The sequence below is a fragment of the Gordonibacter sp. RACS_AR68 genome (assembly GCF_030418485.1).
Lineage (GTDB): Bacteria > Actinomycetota > Coriobacteriia > Coriobacteriales > Eggerthellaceae > Gordonibacter > Gordonibacter urolithinfaciens.
This window is the reverse complement of record NZ_JAIPUP010000004.1, coordinates 342076-362231: the sequence shown is the minus strand read 5'-3', so window position 1 is coordinate 362231 and position 20156 is coordinate 342076. Positions and strand designations below refer to the sequence as shown.

Genomic DNA, 20156 nt, shown 5'->3' with positions numbered 1-20156 from the left:
CGCTTCCGCGTTTGAGATCGATCACGTTATCATGATTGGCTAGATTATGAATACATGGTAGCACGCGCATCGTCCCCTCGAAGGTTTCGATGAGGATTTCGTTCGCCTTGATGCTGCCCGTTGGCGATCTTGCCAGCGAGTCCGCTCCTCTTGATGGCGGCCCGCCTCGTCATCTGGAATTGCCGAAATCTGGATGCGCGTTAGGGGAGAAGCTACGGCAGCGAGGCCCTGGCTTTTCCTTTTGCCCTCCCTTCCTCGTCGAGCAGCTGGCGCGCGTACGCTATGGCGTCGTCGATGTTGCTGCGGAAGTGATCCTCGCCCACAAGGCCCACGAAGCCTGCGCGGCGCATGGTCTTCATCGGCTGCTCGTTCGCGTGCGAGAAGATGAGGCTGACGCCGTTCTCGCGACAGTGCTCGTAGAGGTTCTCGAGCGCGTTCATGCCCGTCGAGTCGAGCGAAGGCACGCCGCGCATGCGAATGATCAGGTACTTCGTGAACTCCTTCACCGAGATGTCGGAGATGCGGTCCGACATGCCGAAGAACATGGGGCCGTTGATCTCGTACACGCGCACGCTTGCGGGCAGCTCGCGCAGGTGCGTGACCTCGGAGTCCTCGTCGCAGTAATATTTCCAGCCGCGCACCTCGGTCTCCTCGCTCACCGTCTTCATGAACAGGACGACCGTGATCAGCATGCCCACGCCTATGGCCACCACCAGGTCGAACACGATGGTCAGCCCGAAGGTGAGCAGCAGCGTGGCAACGGCGCCGCGCGAGGCCGTTTTGCATAGGTGCACGAAGTTGCGCCAGCCGGACATGTTGTAGGCCACGTGCAGCAGGATGGCCGCGATGGTGGGCATGGGGATGAGGGCGGCGTAGGGCATGAAGAACACCAGGACCACGAGCAGCACCAGCGCGTGGGTCATGCCGGCAACGGGCGTGCGCCCGCCGTTCTTGACGTTTGCCGCGGTGCGCGCGATGGCGCCGGTGGCCGGGATGCCGCCGAAAAGCGCCGAGCCGATGTTGCCCACGCCCTGCGCCACCAGCTCCATGTTGCTGCGGTGGTGCGAGCTGATCATGCTGTCGGCCACGACGCAGGACAGGAGCGACTCGATGGCCGCCAGGATGGCGATGGTGATGCCGTTCGGCAGCTGGTCGCTTAGCAGCTCCACGCTTAGCTGGGGAACGTGGAGCGTGGGCAGGCTGCTGCCGATGGTGTACAGGTCGCCGATGGTGCTCGCCTGCATCCCAAGGCAGCTTACCATGCCGATTCCCACGATGAGCGCCACCAGGGATCCGGGGATCCTCTCGCTCACCTTGGGCCAGAGGAAGAGGATGGCAAGGCACACCGCGCCCACGGCGAGGGCCTGCCAGTTCGCCGTGCCGATATTCTGGGCGACGGCTTGCAGCTTGTCCATGGTCTCGACGGTGGGGGTGCCGGTGGGGAATGCCAGGCCGGCGAAGTCCTTGACCTGCCCGATGACAAGGGTCACGGCGATGCCCGCCGTGAAGCCCGTGGTGATGGTGTAGGGGACGAAGCGGATGAGGGATCCCAGCTTGAAGAAGCCCATCAGCACGAGCAGCACGCCGGCGATGACGGTGGCCGCGGCCAGGCCGTCGATGCCATCGGTTGCCACGATGCCCGCCACGATGGTGGCGAACGCCGCCGTGGGCCCCGAGATCTGCACGCGGCTGCCGCCGAGGAAGGCGATGAGGAACCCGGCGACGATGGCCGTGTAGAGCCCCTGTTCGGGGTTCACGCCCGAGGCGATGGCGAGCGCGATGGAGAGGGGCAGCGCCACCACGGCCACCATGACGCCCGAGAGAACGTCCTTGGGCAGCTGCCGCTTGAGCTCTTCTTTGCTGGAGTGCTTGATGATGCTGAAAAGTATCGGTTTGATCTTGTCGCGTTGCATGCCCTGCTCTTCTTGGTGTCGGTCCGTCCGGCGCGCGCGAAAAAGCGCTCCGTCCAGGTTGGAGGCCCGGACGGAGCGCGAGCGAATTCTATGCGGTTGGGTGCGGTGTTCGGTCTTTTCGCGTCCATTATACCGTCAGATAACGGGTAGGTTGCAAAATGAGCAGAAATAGGGACTTCGGTGAAGAGGTGGATACCAGGGGCGGTTGCAGGATCCGCAGACTTCAATGTGCCGACGGATCTGCAGGATGCGTGCGTATGCGCTAGCATGTTCTGGACACGCAATCGAAGCGAAAGGCGGCCTGCGATGGAAGCGACGGCTATGGTCTTGGAGAACGATGCGCTTGCGGTGCGCATATCGAGCAAGGGCGCAGAGCTGCAGAGCGTCGTGTGCGAGGGGATCGAGCGGATGTGGTCGGGCGACCCTGCGGTATGGGGCCGTCGGGCGCCGCTCCTGTTCCCGCTGATCGGGCGCTTGCGCGACGGCTGGTACGCGAACGGCGGCGAGCGCGTGGACGCTCCCATGCACGGATTCTGCCGCGACCGCGCGTTCGCGGCCGAGCAGGTGTCGGGCACGCATGCGCGCTTCGAGACAACCTCCGACGAGGGGACGCGGGCGGTCTTTCCCTTCGACTTCCTCCTGCGCGTGGATTTCTCGCTCGAGGGTGCAACCATCGTGAAGACGCACACCGTGGAGAACGCGGGCGAGGTTCCGATGCCGTTCGAGCTGGGCGGCCACGAGGCGTACGAGACGCGCCTGCTGCCGGGCGAGCGCATGGCCGACTACTACGTGCGTTTCGAGGGGGCCGACGCGCTCGGGATGTTCGACATGGACGAGGAGGGTATCCTCGCACTGCCGAAGATCGAGGTGCCGCTCGAGGACGGGCGCCTGACGAAGACCCCCGAGCAGCTGGGCATCGACACCGTCGTGCTGGAGAACGTGCCCGGCGGCAGGGTCGTGCTCGCCAGCGCCGCGAATCCGCATGAGGTGGAGGTGGAGTTCCCGGACTTCCCCTACCTGGGCATATGGACGAAGGCGGGTCAGGCCGATGCCCGCTACCTGTGCCTCGAGCCCTGGTCGGCGCTGCCCGATGCGCATTTCTCCCCGCGCGAGCTGGCCGAGAGGCCCGGCGTGCGCGTGCTCGCGCCGGGCGAGCGTGCGACGCTTGCGTACCGGATGACGTTTCGCTAGGAGGCTCAGTGGAGGAGCGGACTAGGTGCTCGTGGGCGGGCGACACGCCGATCTACGTTGACTACCATGACAACGAGTGGGGAAGACCCACCCATGACGACCGCGAGCTGTTCGAGCTGCTGGTTCTGGAGGGCGCGCAGGCGGGCCTGTCGTGGCTTACGATCCTCAAGAAGCGGGAGGCGTACCGCGAGGCCTTCGACGGCTTCGATCCCGCCAAAGTGGCGCGCTACGACGAGGCGAAGGTCGAGGAGCTCATGGCGAACGCAGGGATCGTTCGCAACCGCCGCAAGATCGAGGCGGCCGTGGCCAATGCGGGGCTGTTCTTGGATGTGGCTCGAGAGTTCGGCAGCTTCGACGCGTTCATCTGGGGGTACGTGGACGGCGAGCCTATCGTGAACCATTGGAAGACCCAAGCGGATGTGCCGGCCACCACGCCGCTGTCCGACCGTATCAGCAAGGACCTCAAGAAGCGCGGCTTCAAATTCGTCGGCTCCACCATCGTGTATGCCTATATGCAGTCCATCGGCATGGTGAACGACCACGTGGCGGATTGCTTCGTGCGGAGGGAGATGGTAGGAAAGTCTTCCGATGGGGGGATCAGCTGAACCTATGTCGAGGGGCGGCAAGGTCGACCGTCGCCGACCCGTAGCTCCCTTCGGCGTCGCGCGTGAACGCGCACTTTGCGGTCTGGCAAAAGCGCAACGTTGGCTTGTCGGATGGCGTTTCGGTAGATGCCGCAAGGGCAGCGGACTGGCTCTGCGGCTTTTAGCGCGGTAAACGGCGCGCTTACCCCCTGCTCGCCTTTGCGTCACGGTTCATCGCGCCCGCGGGGGCCTCGAATGCCTCGATCTATCATCGAGTTGCAGAGATTCCCATCCGCGAACACGAGGGTGCTCGATGAACGTGAAGGCCGGTACGCATAGACGCATGGTGCAGAAGGCATCGGTGCACCAGGGAGGCGACAAGCGCCATGCGAGGCCCATCGCTATAGTGGGGCGCATAGCCTCGGTGCTGTCGGTGTGTATGTACGTCTCCTACATTCCGCAGATCATGGACAACCTGGCCGGGCACCCCGGCAATCCTGTGCAGCCCCTGGCAGCGTTCTTCAACTGCCTGTTCTGGACCATCTACGGCCTCTTCAAGAAGGAGCGGGACTGGCCGATCGTGGTGGCCAACGTGCCGGGAATCTTTCTCGCGGCCGCCGCGTTCTTGACCGCCGTCTTCTAATGCCGCTCCGGATGCTCTCCCGTGCGCAGGAAGCTGCTCGCACGGATGGCGAGCGACAGCGGGAGTTGCGTAGTTCGAAAGCGGGTATAGCAAGCCTGTACAGCGGGGGCTGCGCGTCGCAAGGTACGCAGCCCCCGTTTTTCGCATCGATGGCTCGTGATCGTTTATCGGACTCGGTGGGAGGCTCCGATATCTCGCTATCAGAGCTCTATGCGGTCGAACTTCGCGAGGATCTCCGTGGCTGCGGAGCATGCCTCGCAATCGCAGTACTTCGCACTCGCCTCCTTGCGTTGCTGTTGGGCTGCAAGCGCGCTTGCAGCCGCGTCTTCGCCAAGCATCTCGATTGCCGGCCCTTGCAGGAAGGCTATCACGCCGTCGATCGTCGTCGGACGCCCTTCGAGGACGTCGAGCAGGTCGTTCGTTGCCGTGTCGATAGCAGCGTCGCTCGAATCGGCTGCTACCGCATCCCTCCATGCCTGTGCAGCATCCTTAGTCACCTGCGTGCTGAATTCGGAATCCGCGAGCGCGTCCACGCGCTCGGCCACGTAATCGAACGTCTCCTTGTTCATGACAACTCCTTTCAGCGATTCTTCTATTCCCACTCAATCGTCCCGATCGGCTTCGGCGTGAGGTCGTAGACCACGCGGCAGATGCCGGGGACTTCGGCGAGGATCCTCGCGGTGATCTTCTTGAGCAGCGACCAATCGAGCTCGGGAACCTCGGCGGTCATGGCGTCGACGGTGTTGACCGCACGGATGATGGCGGGCCACTCGAAGGCGCGCACGCCGTCGCGGACGCCGGTGGCGCGGAAGTCGGGGACACTCACGAAGTACTGCCACACCTTGCCCTCGAGGCCGGCCGCGGCAAACTCGTCGCGCAGGATGGCGTCGGCCTCGCGCAGCGCCTCGAGGCGGTCGCGCGTGATGGCGCCGAGGCAGCGCACGCCTAGGCCCGGGCCCGGGAACGGCTGGCGCTCGACCATGCCCTCGGGGAGCCCCAGCTCGCGGCCGATGACGCGCACCTCGTCTTTGTACAGCAGCTTCACGGGCTCGCACAGCTCGAACTGCAGATCGTCGGGCAGGCCGCCCACGTTGTGGTGCGCCTTCACGCCGTCGGACTCCAGGATGTCGGGGTAGATGGTGCCCTGCGCGAGGAAGCTCACCTCGTCGCCCACCTTGCGGGCCTCCTCCTCGAACACGCGGATGAACTCGGCGCCGATGATCTTGCGCTTCGCCTCGGGCTCTGCCACGCCCTCGAGCAGGTCGAGGAAGCGGTCCGTGGCGTCGACGTACACGAGGTTCGCGTCGAGCTGGTTCTGGAACACGTCCACCACCTGCTCGCTCTCGCCCTTGCGCATGAGGCCGTGGTTCACGTGCACGCAGATGAGCTGCTTGCCGATGGCCTTGATCAGCAGCGCCGCCACCACGGACGAGTCCACGCCGCCGGACAGCGCCAGCAGCACCTTCCGGTCGCCGATCTGGGCGCGGATGGCCTCCACTTGCTCGTCGATGAACGCGTTCGCCAGCTCAGGCGTGGTGATTCGCTCCATGTCCTCGGGGCGCTTGTTGGGATCCATGCGGTATCCTCCTCGTTCTCGGTGATGTTCTGGGGAGATTATACGTGAAACGGCGCGCGCGTCCATGCAGGTCGCGCGTTCTTTTCCGGAAACGCCTAATAGCCCATCTCGCGCAGGCGCGCGTCGTCGATGCCGAAGTAGTGGCCTATCTCGTGCACCACCGTCTTGCCGATCTCCGCCACCAGTTCCGCGCGCGAGCCGAAGCAGCGCTCATGCGGTCCCTTGAACACGGTGATCACGTCGGGCAGGTCGCCGTCGTAGCCGTCGGCGCGGTCGGGGAGGGACACGCCGTCGTACAGGCCCAGCAGCTCGTCGCCGCGTATCGACGCGCCCCGGCATTCGGGCTCGTCAAGGATATCGAAATGGTAGTCGTCGGGCTCGTCCTCCACCACCACCGCCACGTTCTCCAGCGCCTCGAGGAACCGCTCGGGAATGCTCTCCAGGGCCTCTTCGACCGCGGCCTCGAACTCCTCGTCCGTCATGCGGGGCATGGCTGCCTCCTGTCGCTTGTTCGCGAATTCCATCGCCTCGAGTATAGCCGAAGGCGTGGGCATGCGGTCTGTACGGCAAAACGGCCTTAACTGTCAAAAACGAGCCGTTTTGGCAATCGGCCGAGAGCGCCGATTGGCAGGCTGGGAAGCGATGCGGGGCTGCGATCTGGAGAAACCATGACCTGTGATCGCGAGGGCCATCTTCGCGATTGCGCGCAAAGGGCCTGAAAACCCATCGTGATTGCCAAACCGGCTCGTTTTTGGCAGTTGGGCCGATAAAACGCGACAGGCGCCCCTAAGCTGCTCGCAGGCGCCCGTGGCGTCAGTGATCCCTCGGCTGCAGTTCCTTTTACTGTGCGCCACACACTACTGTGCAATATATGTTATAGTGTGCAACACACAGTAAGCGAGAGGAGGGGGCATGGGGCACGACGACGTGGTGTCGAGCATGGTGCTGGAGCTGCGCCGCGGCACGCTGGTCATGTTGGTGCTTGGCCAGCTGCGTGAGCCGGCCTACGGCTATGCGCTGGTGAAATCGCTGGCCGACCACGGCATTCCCATCGAGGCGAACACGCTGTACCCGCTCATGCGGCGGCTCGAGTCGCAGGGGCTGCTGCAAAGCGAATGGGACAACGGCGGCTCGAAGCCGCGCAAGTACTACCGAACCACTGACGAAGGCCTGCGCGTGCTGCATGACGTGGAGGCCCAGTGGCATGCGCTGTGCAGCGGCGTGAATGCCTTGCTGCGCGCGGGCGAGGACGCAGATGCTCCGGGTGCTGATATGCGCGAACAAGGAAAGGATGTCAAGGATGCCGAACGATAACGACCTGATCGAGCGCTACCTGTACGCCATCACGCGGCGGCTGCCCGCCAAGCAGCGCGCCGACGTGGCCGAGGAGCTGCGCACGCTCATCTCCGACATGCTCGACGAGCGCTGCGGGAACCTGCCGCCCACGGCGAAGGACGTGCGCGTCGTGCTCACCGAGCTGGGAACCCCCGGCGAGGTGGTGCGCAAGTACACCGCCGACGAGGACGCGTGCCTCATCGGCCAGCCGTACTACGCGCAGTACCTCTACGTGCTGAAGATCGTGCTGGCCTGCGTGGCCGGCGGCATGCTCGTGGCCGGCGCGCTGTCGCTGGCGACGGGCGCGGAGGGCGGCGTGCTCGGAAGCGTGCTCGAAGCGGTCGGCTCGCTGATCGCGGCGCTCGTCTTCGCCTTCGCGTTCGTCACCTTGCTGTTCGCCTTCTTCTCGCGTCGCGGCGTCGACGTGGAGGTGATGGGCTCGCTCGACGATCTGCCGCCCGTGCCGCGCGAGTCGAAGAACCCGGCGCGCGGCGACGCGGTGGCTGGGATCGTGTTTTCCATCGTGGGCGCCATCGTGTTCCTGCTGTTCCCCGACGTGCTGAACGCGCTCAGCCATCGCGGAGACGGCGTGCCGTTCGACCCCTTCAACACCGAGGCCATCCGCTCGTCGGCATGGGTCATCATCGCCTGGACGGTCGTGTGCATCGGGGCCGAGAGCTTCAAGCTGGTGGAGGGCCGCTACACACCGCGCCTGCTGGTTGTCACGCTCGCGAGCGACCTCGTGGTCGCGGCGCTCGCCGTCTTCTGGCTGACGAATTTCCAGCTGGTCGACAGCCAGGCGATCCTCCAGGCGATGCAGGCGTCGGGCGCTGCGCCGAACGGGCCTGTGCTCTGGGCGGTGTCGAACGCGCAGACCGCGTTCTGCGGCTTCATCGTGCTCGCGCTCGCCATCGACGCCGTCGACTCCATCGTGAAAACGGTGAAGGCGAGCCGCTGAGAGGGGACAGGCGCGACGGCGGGCGTGCGCGACGGTTCCCGACGCCGGAAAAGGAGCGGCTTGCTGCCCGGCTGGGCGCCGTGCGCCGCACTGCCCGGCCAAACTCCGCGTGTCGTGCCGCCGGCCAGACGCCGCGCGCCGCGTGCGCCTTCCGACGGGAAAGCAGGACGCTTTCCCCCGTTGCCGCATCCGACGGGCCTTTCTTGTAGCATAATATCGAAGGTTTGCGCGCGCCCGCGGCCGGGAGGCGGCGCCGCGCGCAGGGGAGCGATACGAGAGGGGTTTTGCCGATGAGCAAGGATCGACCGGTACCGACCATGGGAGCCAAGGACAGCCCGGACGCGGTGTATGACGCGCGCCCGCTCGGGGTGCCGAAGATGGGCGTGTTCGGCCTGCAGCATATGTTCGCCATGTTCGGGGCCACGGTGCTCGTGCCGGCGCTCACGGGGCTTTCCGTGTCGGCGACGCTCCTGTTCGCGGGCTTGGGCACGCTGCTGTTCCATTTCCTGGCGAAGGGGAAGGTGCCGGCGTTCCTAGGTTCCTCGTTCGCGTTCATCGCCGGCTATGCGGCCATCGCGCCGAACGGCGAGGCGAACCTTTTGCCCTACGCGTGCCTGGGCGTCGCGTGTGCGGGCCTTCTGTACCTGGTGCTGTCGGCGCTGTTCCGCGTGTTCGGGCCCGACCGGGTCATGCGGTTCTTCCCGCCGGTGGTCACGGGGCCTATCGTCATCTGCATCGGGCTCATCCTGGCTTCCTCGGCCATCACGAACGCCTCGTCGAACTGGCTCATTGCCGTGGTGGCCATCGCGGTCATCGTGGTGTGCAACATCTGGGGCAAGGGCATGGTGAAGATCGTCCCCATCCTGCTGGGCGTGATCGTGTCGTATGCCGTGGCGGCGTTTGCGGGCGAGGTGGACTTCTCCACCGTGGCGGCGGCCCCGTGGGTCGGGCTTCCGGTGGCGTGGGACAACACGGTGTTCTCGCTGTTCGGTGAAACGTTCGACGCGGGGCTCGCCATCACGGCCATCATCACCATCATGCCGCTCGCGTTCGCCACGATGATCGAGCACATCGGCGACATGTCGGCCATCAGCTCCACCTGCAACCGCAACTACATCGCCGAGCCGGGGCTGCACCGCACGCTCTTGGGCGACGGCCTGGCCACCATCATCGCATCGCTGTTCGGCGCACCGGCGAACACCACGTACGGCGAGAACACCGGCGTTTTGGCGCTGACGAAGGTGTTCGACCCGCGCGTGATCCGCATTGCGGCCCTCTTCGCCATCGTGTTCTCGTTCTCGCCGAAGTTCGCGGCGCTCGTGGCGGCCATGCCGGCGTGCGTGGTGGGCGGCGTGTCGCTCGTGCTGTACGGCATGATATCGGCCGTGGGCATCCGCAACCTGGTTGAGAACCACGTGGACTTCATGAAGAGCCGCAACGTGCTGATCACGGCGTTGATCCTGGTGCTGTCGCTGGGCATTGCCTACAGCGCGGCGGGCGCTATCGTGCTGCCGATGGGCGGCATCACCATCTCGCTGTCGGGCCTGGCCGTGGGGTCGATCGTGGGTATCCTGATGAACGTGATTCTGCCGGGCCACGAGGAGGCTGTCGGCGCGCCGCGCGAGCCCGAGGAGATGCCGGACGTGCCCATGCCGCTGGAGGATATCCGCCCGGCGAACGGGTAGGGCAGCCGGCAGGGCTGCAGCCGTCTCGCTTGCGCGAAGCGCCTCTCCCGCCCGCTGCGGGGGAGGCGCTTTTGCGTGCTGGGGGGCTAGAACGTCGTGCCCTTGTAGAGGTCCTCCACCTTCTTGCGGGCCCACGGGGTTCTGCGGAGGAACTTGAGCGAGCTCTTGATGCTGGGATCCTTCGCGAAGCAGTTGATGCGGATGCGGCGGGCCAGCTCGTCCCAGCCGTACTTGTCCACCAGGCGGGTGAGCATGGCTTCCAGCGTCACGCCGTGCAGCGGGTCTTTGGGGTGCGGGCGCTCGGCGGGGTTGTCGTTCGGCATGGGTGCGGTCCTCCTCGGTTCGTTCGTCGGCTCTCATGATGCCACAGTTGGGCGTCGAGCGGTGCGGCGGATCGGCGAGGATCGGCTGCACCGTGCCCGCGCCGTGGGCGATCCGCCGGTTGGTGGGCGGCGCCCGAGCAGGTTCGGGACGGAGGTTGCGGGCCGTGCTATACTCGCGCGTGCGAAGATAAAAACACGACCCCGTCGGGTAGTCGGGGTGCGGCAGGGCGGCGCGCGGCCGTCCGGAGCGCGCGGCCGGTTGGCAAAGCGCCCCGGCGCGCGTCTCCCTGCTGCCTGTAACCTGCCTCCTGGTTGTCCCTTCTTCGTTCGTTCACAACGACATAAGGAGGAATCATGCAGGTCAGCATCTCATCGACGTTGACGATACTTCACGACGGCCAATTCTGGATAGGCATATGCGAGCGGCGCGACGGCGCGCTCTACGGCGCGTGCCGCTTCGTGTTCGGCCCCGAGCCGGCCGACGAGGACGTGCTCGCCTTCGTGTGCGGCCAATGGGGCCGGCTCGACTTCAGGATGTGCGCGGACGGCGGGGAGGAGGCCGGTGCGTCGGCCGCGTCGGCCGTGGCTGCGGGCGGCCGCAATCCGAAGCGCGCCCAGCGCGAGGCGCGCAAGACGCTGGAGGCCGCACGCCACGGCGTGGGAACGAAGGCCCAGCAGGCGCTCGCCGCCGCCTACGAGGAGCGTAAGGAAGAGCGCCGCGCCGACGCCCGCACGCGCCGCGAGGCCGAGGCCCGCCGCGTCTTCGAGCTGCGCACCGCCAAGCGCAAGCGGAAGCACCGCGGCCGCTAAGGAGGCGATCAAGCGGGAGGGGGGACCTCTGTCGGCGGATGCCGGGCCGCTGGAATGGTCCGGCCCGTCAACGGACGCCTGACGCAGCCGAAACGGCTTGCCCTACGATGGCGCGCCCGGGGACTGCTCCCGTGCGACAACCCATACCATAACCGGATAGCATATCGGTTGCGGCTAAGGAGTTGCATGAAACGGGTAATCGTGGTGGGGGCGGGCGCCGCCGGGTTGGCGGCGGCCGTCCGGTTGCGGCATGCCGGGTACGACGTGGCGCTGTACGAGAAGGAGCCGCAGGTAGGCGGCAAGATGAGCCGCATCGTCGGCGACGGGTTCACCTTCGACGTGGGTCCCACCATCGTGATGATGCCCGCGCTGTATCGCGAGGTGTTCGAGCTTGCCGGCCGCGATCCTGACGACTACATCCCCCTGCAGAAGGTCGAGCCGCTCATGGAGATATCCTTCGGCCCGGGCGAGCGCGTGCGGCTGTCGAACGACCTGTCCGACCTGACGGCCACGCTCGAGGGCGTGAGCGAGGCCGACGCGCAGGGCTACTTCGAGTACCTGGCGCTGCTTTACAAGCGCTTCCGCATTGCCAAGGACAACTTCCTGCAGCGCCCGTTCCGCAAGCCGACCGACTTCTACAACCCGAAGAGCCTGATCGCCGGCTTCCGCCTGCACACGCTGGGCGACGCGTACTCGTCGGTGTCGCGCTACGTGTCCGACGATCGGCTGCGCAAGGCGCTGGCGTTCCAGACGCTCTACATCGGCATCTCGCCGTACGAGGGGCCCTCGCTGTACATGATCATCCCGCTGATCGAGCTCCTGTACGGCGTGTGGTTCATGCCGGGCGGCATGTACGCCATGGCCGAGGGTATGGCGCGCCTGTTCGAGGAGATGGGCGGCGAGCTGCACACGTCGGCGCCCGTGGAGCACATCGCGGTGGAGGGCGGCCGCGCCGTCGGCGTGGTGGCAGGCGGCGAGCTGGTGCGCGCGGACTACGTGGTGTGCGACGCCGATTTCCCCTACGCCATGGAGAACCTGCTGGCCGACGAGGCCCGTGGGCGCTACACCGACGAGAAGCTCGAGGGCATGGAGTACTCGTGCTCGTGCTTCATCCTGTACCTGGGCCTGGACAAGCGCTACCCGGCGGAGGCGGTGCACTCCATCCGGTTCGCGCCCGACTTCGAGCGCAACATCGCCGACATCTTCGACGACGGGCGCTTCCCCGACGACCCCTCGTTCTACTGCTACGCGCCGTGCTCGCTCGATGCGTCGCTCGCACCCGAGGGCTGCCAGACGCTCTATGTGCTGGTGCCGGTGCCGCCGCTGGCGGAGGGCGGCCCCGCATGGGGTGCGGAAGAGGTGGCCGCGTACCGCGAGCAGGTGCTCGACCTGGTGGAGCGGGAGACGGTGTACGAGGACGTGCGCGACCACATAGCGTTCGAGCGCGTCTTCACGCCGAACGACTTCGCCGAGCGGTTCAACGCCGCCCGGGGCGCCACGTTCGGGCTGCGGCCCACGTTGCGGCAGAGCAACTACTGGCGGCCGCACAACAAGGCCGAGGCGTGCGACAACCTGTACTTCTGCGGCAGCAGCACGCATCCGGGGGCCGGCGTGCCCATCGTGCTCTTGAGCGCGCGGCTGGCGGCCGAGGAGCTCCTGCGCGACGACGCCGAGGCCGCCTCGGCCGAGCGCGAGGTGGCCGGCCAGGTGGCCGTGGTGGCCGCGCGCGGTGCCGCCGCCGAGGCCGCGGCAGGCGGCTCGGTGGCGCCGGGAGGCGCGCCGGGCGCCGCGACCCGCGCGGTGCCCGGCGATGCGGAAGGCGGTGCGTGATGTACGCCGCACGCGACCCGTTCGAGGAGCACGCGGACGACTTCGCCTGGTGCGAAGATGTGATCAGGCGAAACTCGCACAGCTTCTACCGCGCGTTCTCGCTTTTGCCCCCGCGCAAGCGCAAGGGCGTGTATGCCGTGTACGCGTTCTGCCGCGCAGCCGACGACTGCGTGGATGTGGAGGCCAGCCGGGAGCGGCTGGACGGCCTGCAGCGCGACCTGGAGCGGTTCGACGCCGGCGGCATGCCGCGCGGGCCGCTGTGGCAGGCTCTGGGCGTGGTGTTCGGCGCCTTCGACGAGGACACGGCCCCTTTCTTCGATATGCTGGAGGGGCAGCGGCGCGACCTGTCGTTCCGCCAACCCGCCGATCTGGGGGAGCTGGAGGACTACGGCTACTACGTGGCGGGTTCGGTGGGTCTCATGCTGCTGCCGCTGCTGCGCGCCGGGCGGCCCGTCGACGACGCGCTGCGGGCGGATGCCGTGGCGCTGGGCGTGGCCATGCAGCTCACGAACATCCTGCGCGACGTGGGCGAGGATTGGGACGCCGGCCGCGTCTACCTGCCTGCCGCCGTAATGGAGGAGGCCGGCCTCACGCGCGACGATCTGGCGGCGCACCGGGCGAATGCCGCCTTCCGCAGCGCATGGGAGCGCGTGGCGCGGAGGTCCGAGGAACTGTACCTGCCCCTGCAACGCGATATCCTGCGGCTGGACGAGGACAGCCGGCTGCCTGCGCTCTCGTCGCTGTTCCTGTACCGGGGCATCATGGACCAGGTGCGCGCCGACGGCTATAGCTGCCTCGAGCGGCGAAGCGCGGTGACGAAGGAGCGCGCGGCCGCGCTCGTGGACGAGGCCCGGGCGCTGCTCGCGCGGGACGAGAAGGCGGCGCTGGCCGCGGAAGGCAGGTGACGGTCATGCAGAACGCCGTGGGGATGGGGCTGTCCCTCGTGTACGTCTTGGCGGTGCTGGCGGCTTCGAGCCTGCTCGCACGGCGCGGGATGGGCGAGGAGGGCACGCGCAAGCTCGTGCACATAGCGCTGGGCGGCTGGTGGGTGGTCGCGGCCCTGTCCTTCACCTCGCCCTGGTGGGCGGCTGCGCTGCCGGCCGCGTTCATCGTGGTGAACGCGCTGGCCTGGCGCAGGCAGAAGCTCGCCTTCATGGCGCGCGGCGAGGGGGAGGACACGCCGGGAACCGTGTACTACGCCGTGTCGCTCACATTGCTCGCGCTGTTCTCGTTCGGCCTGGGCGCACCGTACGCAGGCGCGCTCGGCGTGTTCTGCATGGCGTTCGGCGACGGCCTTGCAGCCGTGCTGGGCAGGCGCTTCGGTAGCCGCCCGCTGCCGGGCGCGGGCGACGGGAAGTCGCTTGCGGGCAGCGCCGCCATGCTGGGGGTGAGCTTCGTCTCGTGCGCAGGCGTGCTGTTGGCGGCTGCCGCGGCGGGCTGGGAGGGCGCGGTGCCATGGTTCGCGGCGGGCCCGGCGGCGGGCGCGGGCCTGACGCCGGGCGTTGCGGCGGCGTCCGTGCTCGCCGCGCTGGGGCTGGCCGTTGCCGCTACGGCGCTGGAGGCTGTGTCGCCGGCGGGGCTCGACAACCTGAGCGTGCCGTTGGGCGTGACGGGGCTGTACGCGGTGCTGTTCCTGCCCGCGAGCCCCTTCACGCCGGCGCTTGCGGGCTTGCTCCTGTCCGGCGCTGTGGCGCTGGCCGCGTTGCGGCTCGGGCTGCTCACCGTGCCGGGGACGCTGGGAGCCGTGGTCGTGGGCGTGCTCGCCTTCGTGTTCGGCGGCTGGCCGCTGTGGCTTCTGCTCATGTGGTTCTTCGGCAGCTCGAACGTGGCTTCGAAGCTCATACGGCGGGTGCGCGGGGCGCATCCGGCCGAGAAGGGCGGCGGCCCGCGCAAGCTGCGCCAGGTGCTGGCGAACAGCGTGCCGTTTCTCGCGTGCGCGCTGGCGTACGCGGCCACCGGCGAGGCATGGTTCCTCATCGTGTCGGCCGGTGCGCTGGCCGCGAGCACGGCTGACACGTGGGCGTCCGAGGTGGGCATGTACAGCCGCAAGCCGCCGGTGAACATAGTCACGCGCGAGCCTATGCAGCGCGGCCTTTCGGGCGGCGTGAGCCCCCTTGGGCTGGCGGCCACGGCCGTGGGCGCCGTGAGCTCGGCGTTCTTGGCCATGCTGCTGTTCCATGCGTTCGGCTTCGCGGTGCCTGCGGGGCCGACAGCGTTCCTGTTCGTCATCGCATGCGGCATCGTGGGCTCGGTGGTGGACAGCTACCTGGGCGTGCTGCTGCAGGCGAAGTACCGCGTGCCGGGCGGCTCGGGCGCGGGCGGCCCGGCCGGCGACGGCGGCGGCCCCGGCGCGGCCGTCGAGGCCGGGTCACTGTCCGGCGCCGGCGCCGCGGCCCTCGCCGCCGACGGGGCGCTCGTGGAGGCCGCGCCCGCGCGCGGGGCAGCAGGCTACACGCTGGTGTCCGGTTACGCCTGGGTCACGAACGACGCCGTGAACCTGTTGAGCGGCATTGCCGTGGTGGTTCTGGGCCTGCTGGTGGCGCTGCCGTAAGGAGGTCGAAGGTTGTCGCGCGCCTTTCACGCCGCCGATTACTATCATTAACAATAGAAATTAATTTTGATAGTCTCTCTTCCTCATAGTATACTATCAAATAGTAAATCTAACATTAATGAGAGTGATTGCCTATGAGCGCTCTGGACATAATCGACTTCTCCCAATTCGAACGTGGCGCAATAAACTACGGCGGGTCAGAGCGCAAGGAGTCTGTCCGCGTTCCCAATGGGGATGGAACGTTTAGCGAGTACATGATAAAGTTCCGAAAAAGAACGCCGTTCGGCGCACGGTTCAACCATGTTTCGGAATACCTTGGATCTCATATTTTCGAATTGCTCGGGTTCGATGTGCAGAAAACTTTCCTCGGTACGTTCGCGGGTGAGGAGGTGGTTGCCTGCAAGAGTTTCGTTGGGATCGGGGAGCAGTTCGTCCCCTTCAACGAGGTGGGTGAGAGCACGCTCGATCAGGACAAGGAGCGGTACCAGTACGAATATGCCGACATCATGCAGATGCTCCGCGACAACTCCAAGCTCACCGACGTATCCGGAACCATAAGCATGTTTTGGGAGATGTTCGTCGTCGATGCCTTGGTTGGCAACTTCGACCGCCATGGCTCGAATTGGGGGTTTATCAAGCAAGGCGGCGCTTATTCGCTCGCGCCCGTTTTCGACAACGGGTCGTGCCTCTTTCCCAGCCTTGTCGACGAGGACGAGATGGCGCACATCATGGATTCGGAAGATGAGACGGCCAAACGGGTGTACCGGTTCCCCACAAGCCAAATTCGACTGCGAGGTCGGAAAAGCTCGTATTACGACGTTATAGCGAGTCTGGAATTCGACGAGTGCAATCGCGCTTTGCAGAGCGTCTTGGGGCGGGTTGACCGCAGCTCGATCCATCGGCTGATAGCATCGGTGCCGGGTATAAGCGATCGCCGAAGAGACTTTTACAACCATATCATCGAAGCGCGTCTTGAGCTCATTCTCGAAACGTCCTATGCGGCGCTTGCGGGGAGGAAGGTATGAAGGAAAAAACGACGAAGGGCACGATAAGTCTGGACGGGCCGGGAGGCTTGGTTTATGACGTGGGAACGATAGCGTGCACGGTGCGCGAGGACGAGACGTTCCGATACGTCTTTGTGCCCAATTGGGCGGTTATCGACTTGCTGCAACCGCCGGATTTCCAGGGCGTTCCGGGATTCGATCTCTCGTTGCGCAAGGAAGAATATGTTCGCGAAAACCTGACTCCGACATTCGTGAGCGAGCGGGCTCCTTCGGAGAATCGCGAAGATCTCTGGCGGCTTCTCGATGCATTGGATATGGAGTACCTTGACAAAATCGAGTGGCTTATCAGGACGGATACACGCTACATCGGAGACGGTCTTTACGTTCGAGAGGCTCGCGAAGACGGCGGCGCGGCTTGCGTCGACGTATCGGGATCGATCGGGCGTGCGGTGAGCTCCGAGCAGGCTCTCAGGGTGCTGCTCGTTGCGCTGTGCCGAGGTGACGGACTTGTTTTGGATGGCGAGGACGTCTCCGCTGAAGGTCGGGCGGCGCTGCATGGAGTGCTCTTGCCCCTGTACGAGAAGGCCTACCGCTACCGGGAAAAGGCTCGTGTTTCGGGCGTGCAGGCTGCTGCCGAGCGAGGCGCCTATCATGGTCGTAAGCGCAAGCCGATCGATGAGCTGGTGCTACGCGAAACGATAGCCTCGTATGAGGCGCGCGAGGCGAGCGCCGAAGAGGCCGCAGCGCAGCTCGGTATCAGCGTCTCGACGTTTTTCCGAAGGCTAAGGGAACTGAGAGACAAGGAGTAGCCGGGCAACCGTCTGCGCAGGGCGTATAATGGCCGGCAGCACAAGGCATCGCCCCCGCCCCCTGCGCTTGCCGCAGGGGGCGGGGCTGTCGGCCGCCTGCACGAGCCGGGCGTCCAAGGAGGGGGTTCCATGGTTGTTCTCATCGTTCTGGCGGCGGCGGTCGCCGTCTTGGCGGTCGTCCTCGTGGCGAACGCCGCCCGACTCAAGCCAACGCCCGTGCCCGATCCGCTGCCGCCGTCCGCGGCGGCGGGCGACGACGCCGCGGTCGAGCGCTTCCGCGCGTTGCTGCGCATCCCCACGGTGTGGGACCTGCGCAACCCCGATGCCGACCGCACGGCCTTCGACGGGTTCGTGCCCGCGCTGCGCCGGCTGTACCCGGCCGTGTTCGAAGCCTGCGAGCTGGAGCTGATCGACGGCCGCGGCATCTCGCTTCTGTGGAAGGGCGCCAACTGCGAGCTCGCGCCCATCGTGCTCATGGCGCATCACGACGTGGTGGACGCAGACCCCGTGGGCTGGACGCACGAGCCGTTCGCGGCGGACATCGACGACGGCCGCATCTACGCGCGCGGCGCGGTGGACACGAAGTGCGTGTGGGCCGGCCTCATGGAGGCTGCCGAGCGCCTGATAGCCGAGGGGTTCACGCCCCCGCGCGACGTGTACTTCTTCTCGTCGAACACCGAGGAGGACGGCGGCGACACGGCGCCCCACATGGTGGAGCACCTGCAGCGCATCGGGCGCGTGCCGTACATGGTGGTGGACGAGGGCGGCGCGGTCATCGACAACCCGCCGCTCGGCGTGGACATCCCGTTCGCCGTGGTGGGCGTGTCCGAGAAGGGCGTGTTCAACGCGAGCATAACCACGAACGCCGACGGCGGCCATGCGGCCACGCCCACGCTCCAGGACGCCACGGCGAAGCTCGTGTCGGGGCTGGACGCGCTGCAGAAGAACCCGCCGCGCGCGGCGCTGTCGGCCCCGGTGGCGGCCATGCTGCGGGAGTTGGCCTCGCACGGCAGCTTCGCGCTGCGCATCGTGTTCGGCAACCTCTGGCTCTTCCGCCGCCTGGTGGTGCGCATCATGAAGGGCAACCCCGAGACGGCGGCCATGGTGCGCACCACCTACGCGCTCACGCAGCTCGCGGGGGCGCCGGCGCACAACATCATCCCCAAGCAGGCCAAGGCCACGGTGAACGTGCGCGTGGACCCCGGCGAGGACGTGGCGGCGGCCCTCGCGCGCATCGAGGAGCGCTTCGACGGCCGCACGGAGTTCTCGACCTTCGAGGTGAGCGAGCCGTCGCCCGTGTCGCCGTTCGAGGGCGACGCCGCCTTCGACTACCTGCGCCGCGCGATAAACGCCGCGTACCCCGAGGCCGGTATCGCGCCCTACGTGCAGTCCAGCTGCAGCGACGCGCGCCACTTCGCGCGCGTCTGCCCGCGCACGTACCGCTTCGCAGGCTTCCTGTTCAAGGGCGACCAGCGAGCCCGCATCCACGGCCAGGACGAGAACCTGGACGTGGACAGCTTCAAGCGCGGGGTGGGGTTCTACGTGGAGTTCATACGGCATCTCGACCAGTTGGGGAAATGAGGAACCATGGCCGATCAGGGGCGTAAACAGGGGAAGTTCTTCTACGGGTGGTGGATCGTCATCGGCGGCCTGCTGATCATGGCCACCTGCTACACGGTGTTCGTGAACTGCATCCCGCTGTTCCAGACGCACATCGTGGAGGACCTGGGCCTCACGGTGGGGCAGTTCAACACGGGCGTGTCCATCACCACCGTGGTGGCGGTGTTCGCGTCGCTTGTCATCGGCAAGCTCACGGACAAGTGCTCCGCGCGGGTGCTGGGGGCGGTCACGGTGCTCACGAGCTCGGTGGTGCTCGTGGGATTGTCGCAGATCACCGCCGTGTGGCAGCTGTACGCGCTGTGCGTGGTGGCGGGCATGGTGGTGGTGGCCGGCACGCGCCTTCTGGTGTCGGTGATCATCTCGAACTGGTTCACGCTGAAGCGCGGGCTGGCCGTGTCCATCGCGCTTTCGGGGTCGGGCATCGGCGGCGTGATACTCTCGCCGGCCACGAGCGCGATGATCGAGGCGTCCGGCTGGCGCGCGGCGTTCCTGCTGCTGGCCGTGGTGTGCCTCGTGGCGGCCCTGCCGCTGGCGGTGGCGGCGTTCCGCACGCGCCCGAGCGAGAAGGGCCTCGAGCCCTACGGTGCCGGGCAGACCGAGCAGGCCAAGGCCGACCGCTCGCCCGATGCGCCCGTCACGGTGTCGGTGGGATGGAAGCCGCTGCGCAAGAGCGCCGCGTTCTGGCTTTTGGTGGTGGGGTTCGTGGCCATGGGCATCACGAACGGGTGCATCATCACGAACTCCATCGCCAACATGACGAGCGTGACCGTGGGCGGCACCGAGGTGGTGACCGGCGGGCACTCCACCCTGTGGGCGGGCTCGGTGTGGTCGTTCTACCTGGCCGTGGTCATCGTGGCGAAGGTGGCGCTCGGCGCCATCTACGACCGCTGGGGCATGCGCATGGGCACCATCCTGGGCACGATCACGTCGGTTTTGGCCGGCGTCATGCTGCTGTTCCCGGCAACGGACTGGGGTCCTATTCTTGCCTGCCTGTTCTTCGGGTTCGCCACGTGCATGGGCACGGTGGCGCCGCCCATCATGGTGGTGAAGGAGTACGGCAAGAAGGACCTGGGCACGGTCACGGGCATCGTGACGGCGTTCGAGCTGTTGGGCGCGGCCGTGGGCGCGGTGGTGTCGGGCGTGATCTTCGACGCGTACCTGTCGTTCGCGCCGGTGTGGATCATGGTGATCGCGGCGAGCGTGGTCATGGGGCTCGCGCTGCTGGCGTCCATCCCCGCCGCGCGGCGCCTGGTTGAGCGCCGCCGGGCCGAGGGCGCGCCGGAGCTGGACGCGGAGGGCTTCGAGATCGCTGTGTAGGGAGTGT

General features: G+C 66.7%; 19 protein-coding genes. 14 read left to right on the top strand and 5 right to left on the bottom strand.

From position 1 onward, the window contains the following. Window positions 1-212: 212 nt before the first annotated feature. Entirely contained in the window at window positions 213-1913 is a 1701-nt protein-coding gene (locus K9U15_RS10775) for a SulP family inorganic anion transporter (protein ID WP_301156081.1), read from the bottom strand. Window positions 1914-2219: 306 nt separating this feature from the next. Between K9U15_RS10775 and K9U15_RS10770 the strand changes: the two genes are divergently transcribed. From K9U15_RS10770 to K9U15_RS10760, 3 genes are all read left to right on the top strand, one after another. Beyond that, complete coding sequence (locus K9U15_RS10770) at window positions 2220-3104, top strand: aldose 1-epimerase family protein (protein ID WP_301156080.1); 885 nt, start codon at window positions 2220-2222, stop codon at window positions 3102-3104. Between the two features lie 8 nt (window positions 3105-3112). Then, window positions 3113-3709, top strand: coding sequence for a DNA-3-methyladenine glycosylase I (locus K9U15_RS10765; protein ID WP_096227081.1), 597 nt, complete (start codon window positions 3113-3115; stop codon window positions 3707-3709). Between the two features lie 292 nt (window positions 3710-4001). Next, window positions 4002-4331, top strand: coding sequence for an SWEET family sugar transporter (locus K9U15_RS10760; protein WP_224768032.1), 330 nt, complete (start codon window positions 4002-4004; stop codon window positions 4329-4331). Window positions 4332-4531: 200 nt separating this feature from the next. Here K9U15_RS10760 and K9U15_RS10755 read toward each other — a convergent pair whose 3' ends face one another. The 3 genes from K9U15_RS10755 to K9U15_RS10745 all read right to left on the bottom strand — a co-directional run bounded on the left by K9U15_RS10755 (window position 4532) and on the right by K9U15_RS10745 (window position 6398). Beyond that, entirely contained in the window at window positions 4532-4900 is a 369-nt protein-coding gene (locus tag K9U15_RS10755) for a 3-hydroxyisobutyrate dehydrogenase (RefSeq protein ID WP_123674210.1), read from the bottom strand. Between the two features lie 23 nt (window positions 4901-4923). Beyond that, window positions 4924-5907: a glutamine-hydrolyzing GMP synthase gene (gene guaA, locus K9U15_RS10750; RefSeq protein ID WP_123674211.1), complete on the bottom strand. Its 984-nt coding sequence runs from the start codon at window positions 5905-5907 to the stop codon at window positions 4924-4926. Window positions 5908-6002: 95 nt separating this feature from the next. After that, a complete protein-coding gene (locus K9U15_RS10745) occupies window positions 6003-6398 on the bottom strand; it encodes a metallopeptidase family protein (RefSeq protein WP_123674212.1) in 396 nt (131 codons plus the stop codon). A gap of 421 nt (window positions 6399-6819) precedes the next feature. Between K9U15_RS10745 and K9U15_RS10740 the strand changes: the two genes are divergently transcribed. From K9U15_RS10740 to K9U15_RS10730, 3 genes are all read left to right on the top strand, one after another. After that, the gene (locus K9U15_RS10740; protein ID WP_301156079.1) at window positions 6820-7221 is read left to right on the top strand and encodes a PadR family transcriptional regulator; all 402 of its coding nucleotides are present in this window, start codon (window positions 6820-6822) and stop codon (window positions 7219-7221) included. Then, entirely contained in the window at window positions 7208-8200 is a 993-nt protein-coding gene (locus tag K9U15_RS10735) for a hypothetical protein (protein ID WP_301156078.1), read from the top strand. The genes K9U15_RS10740 and K9U15_RS10735 overlap by 14 nt, the downstream gene beginning before the upstream one ends. Window positions 8201-8490: 290 nt before the next feature. Beyond that, on the top strand, window positions 8491-9885 hold the full coding sequence (locus tag K9U15_RS10730) for a uracil-xanthine permease family protein (RefSeq protein ID WP_096227077.1): 1395 nt from the start codon (window positions 8491-8493) through the stop codon (window positions 9883-9885). An 86-nt stretch (window positions 9886-9971) separates the two neighbouring features. On the opposite strand, the gene K9U15_RS10725 is transcribed toward K9U15_RS10730, so the two are convergent. Next, window positions 9972-10208, bottom strand: a complete 237-nt coding sequence (locus K9U15_RS10725) for a VF530 family DNA-binding protein (RefSeq protein WP_096227076.1) — start codon at window positions 10206-10208, stop codon at window positions 9972-9974. A gap of 354 nt (window positions 10209-10562) precedes the next feature. On the opposite strand from K9U15_RS10725, the gene K9U15_RS10720 reads away from it, so the two are divergent. From K9U15_RS10720 to K9U15_RS10685, 8 genes are all read left to right on the top strand, one after another. Continuing rightward, window positions 10563-11018, top strand: a complete 456-nt coding sequence (locus K9U15_RS10720) for a YjdF family protein (RefSeq protein ID WP_096227075.1) — start codon at window positions 10563-10565, stop codon at window positions 11016-11018. A gap of 186 nt (window positions 11019-11204) precedes the next feature. Next, window positions 11205-12848, top strand: a complete 1644-nt coding sequence (locus tag K9U15_RS10715; protein WP_096227074.1) for an NAD(P)/FAD-dependent oxidoreductase — start codon at window positions 11205-11207, stop codon at window positions 12846-12848. Beyond that, window positions 12848-13753, top strand: a complete 906-nt coding sequence (locus K9U15_RS10710; RefSeq protein WP_087191694.1) for a phytoene/squalene synthase family protein — start codon at window positions 12848-12850, stop codon at window positions 13751-13753. The genes K9U15_RS10715 and K9U15_RS10710 overlap by 1 nt, the downstream gene beginning before the upstream one ends. 5 nt (window positions 13754-13758) lie before the next feature. Beyond that, complete coding sequence (locus K9U15_RS10705) at window positions 13759-15399, top strand: DUF92 domain-containing protein (RefSeq protein WP_301156076.1); 1641 nt, start codon at window positions 13759-13761, stop codon at window positions 15397-15399. A gap of 134 nt (window positions 15400-15533) precedes the next feature. Next, complete coding sequence (locus tag K9U15_RS10700) at window positions 15534-16424, top strand: HipA domain-containing protein (protein ID WP_227153710.1); 891 nt, start codon at window positions 15534-15536, stop codon at window positions 16422-16424. Further along, entirely contained in the window at window positions 16421-17212 is a 792-nt protein-coding gene (locus K9U15_RS10695) for a hypothetical protein (protein WP_096227071.1), read from the top strand. The genes K9U15_RS10700 and K9U15_RS10695 overlap by 4 nt, the downstream gene beginning before the upstream one ends. Window positions 17213-17341: 129 nt before the next feature. Beyond that, a complete protein-coding gene (locus tag K9U15_RS10690; RefSeq protein WP_301156075.1) occupies window positions 17342-18793 on the top strand; it encodes a M20/M25/M40 family metallo-hydrolase in 1452 nt (483 codons plus the stop codon). A 6-nt stretch (window positions 18794-18799) separates the two neighbouring features. Next, a complete protein-coding gene (locus K9U15_RS10685; RefSeq protein ID WP_154270912.1) occupies window positions 18800-20149 on the top strand; it encodes an MFS transporter in 1350 nt (449 codons plus the stop codon). Window positions 20150-20156: the final 7 nt, after the last annotated feature.

Bases quoted from the DNA above. Each gene is read 5' to 3' on its own strand.
- K9U15_RS10710 (WP_087191694.1), top strand. From the start codon at position 12,848: ATGTACGCCGCACGCGACCCGTTCGAGGAGCACGCGGACGACTTCGCC.
- K9U15_RS10695 (WP_096227071.1), top strand. From the start codon at position 16,421: ATGAAGGAAAAAACGACGAAGGGCACGATAAGTCTGGACGGGCCGGGA.
- K9U15_RS10720 (WP_096227075.1), top strand. From the start codon at position 10,563: ATGCAGGTCAGCATCTCATCGACGTTGACGATACTTCACGACGGCCAA.
- K9U15_RS10730 (WP_096227077.1), top strand. From the start codon at position 8,491: ATGAGCAAGGATCGACCGGTACCGACCATGGGAGCCAAGGACAGCCCG.
- K9U15_RS10760 (WP_224768032.1), top strand. From the start codon at position 4,002: ATGAACGTGAAGGCCGGTACGCATAGACGCATGGTGCAGAAGGCATCG.
- K9U15_RS10685 (WP_154270912.1), top strand. From the start codon at position 18,800: ATGGCCGATCAGGGGCGTAAACAGGGGAAGTTCTTCTACGGGTGGTGG.
- K9U15_RS10725 (WP_096227076.1), bottom strand. From the start codon at position 10,208: ATGCCGAACGACAACCCCGCCGAGCGCCCGCACCCCAAAGACCCGCTG.
- K9U15_RS10775 (WP_301156081.1), bottom strand. From the start codon at position 1,913: ATGCAACGCGACAAGATCAAACCGATACTTTTCAGCATCATCAAGCAC.
- K9U15_RS10705 (WP_301156076.1), top strand. From the start codon at position 13,759: ATGCAGAACGCCGTGGGGATGGGGCTGTCCCTCGTGTACGTCTTGGCG.
- guaA (WP_123674211.1), bottom strand. From the start codon at position 5,907: ATGGATCCCAACAAGCGCCCCGAGGACATGGAGCGAATCACCACGCCT.
- K9U15_RS10700 (WP_227153710.1), top strand. From the start codon at position 15,534: ATGAGCGCTCTGGACATAATCGACTTCTCCCAATTCGAACGTGGCGCA.
- K9U15_RS10755 (WP_123674210.1), bottom strand. From the start codon at position 4,900: ATGAACAAGGAGACGTTCGATTACGTGGCCGAGCGCGTGGACGCGCTC.
- K9U15_RS10735 (WP_301156078.1), top strand. From the start codon at position 7,208: ATGCCGAACGATAACGACCTGATCGAGCGCTACCTGTACGCCATCACG.
- K9U15_RS10770 (WP_301156080.1), top strand. From the start codon at position 2,220: ATGGAAGCGACGGCTATGGTCTTGGAGAACGATGCGCTTGCGGTGCGC.
- K9U15_RS10745 (WP_123674212.1), bottom strand. From the start codon at position 6,398: ATGCCCCGCATGACGGACGAGGAGTTCGAGGCCGCGGTCGAAGAGGCC.
- K9U15_RS10690 (WP_301156075.1), top strand. From the start codon at position 17,342: ATGGTTGTTCTCATCGTTCTGGCGGCGGCGGTCGCCGTCTTGGCGGTC.
- K9U15_RS10740 (WP_301156079.1), top strand. From the start codon at position 6,820: ATGGGGCACGACGACGTGGTGTCGAGCATGGTGCTGGAGCTGCGCCGC.
- K9U15_RS10715 (WP_096227074.1), top strand. From the start codon at position 11,205: ATGAAACGGGTAATCGTGGTGGGGGCGGGCGCCGCCGGGTTGGCGGCG.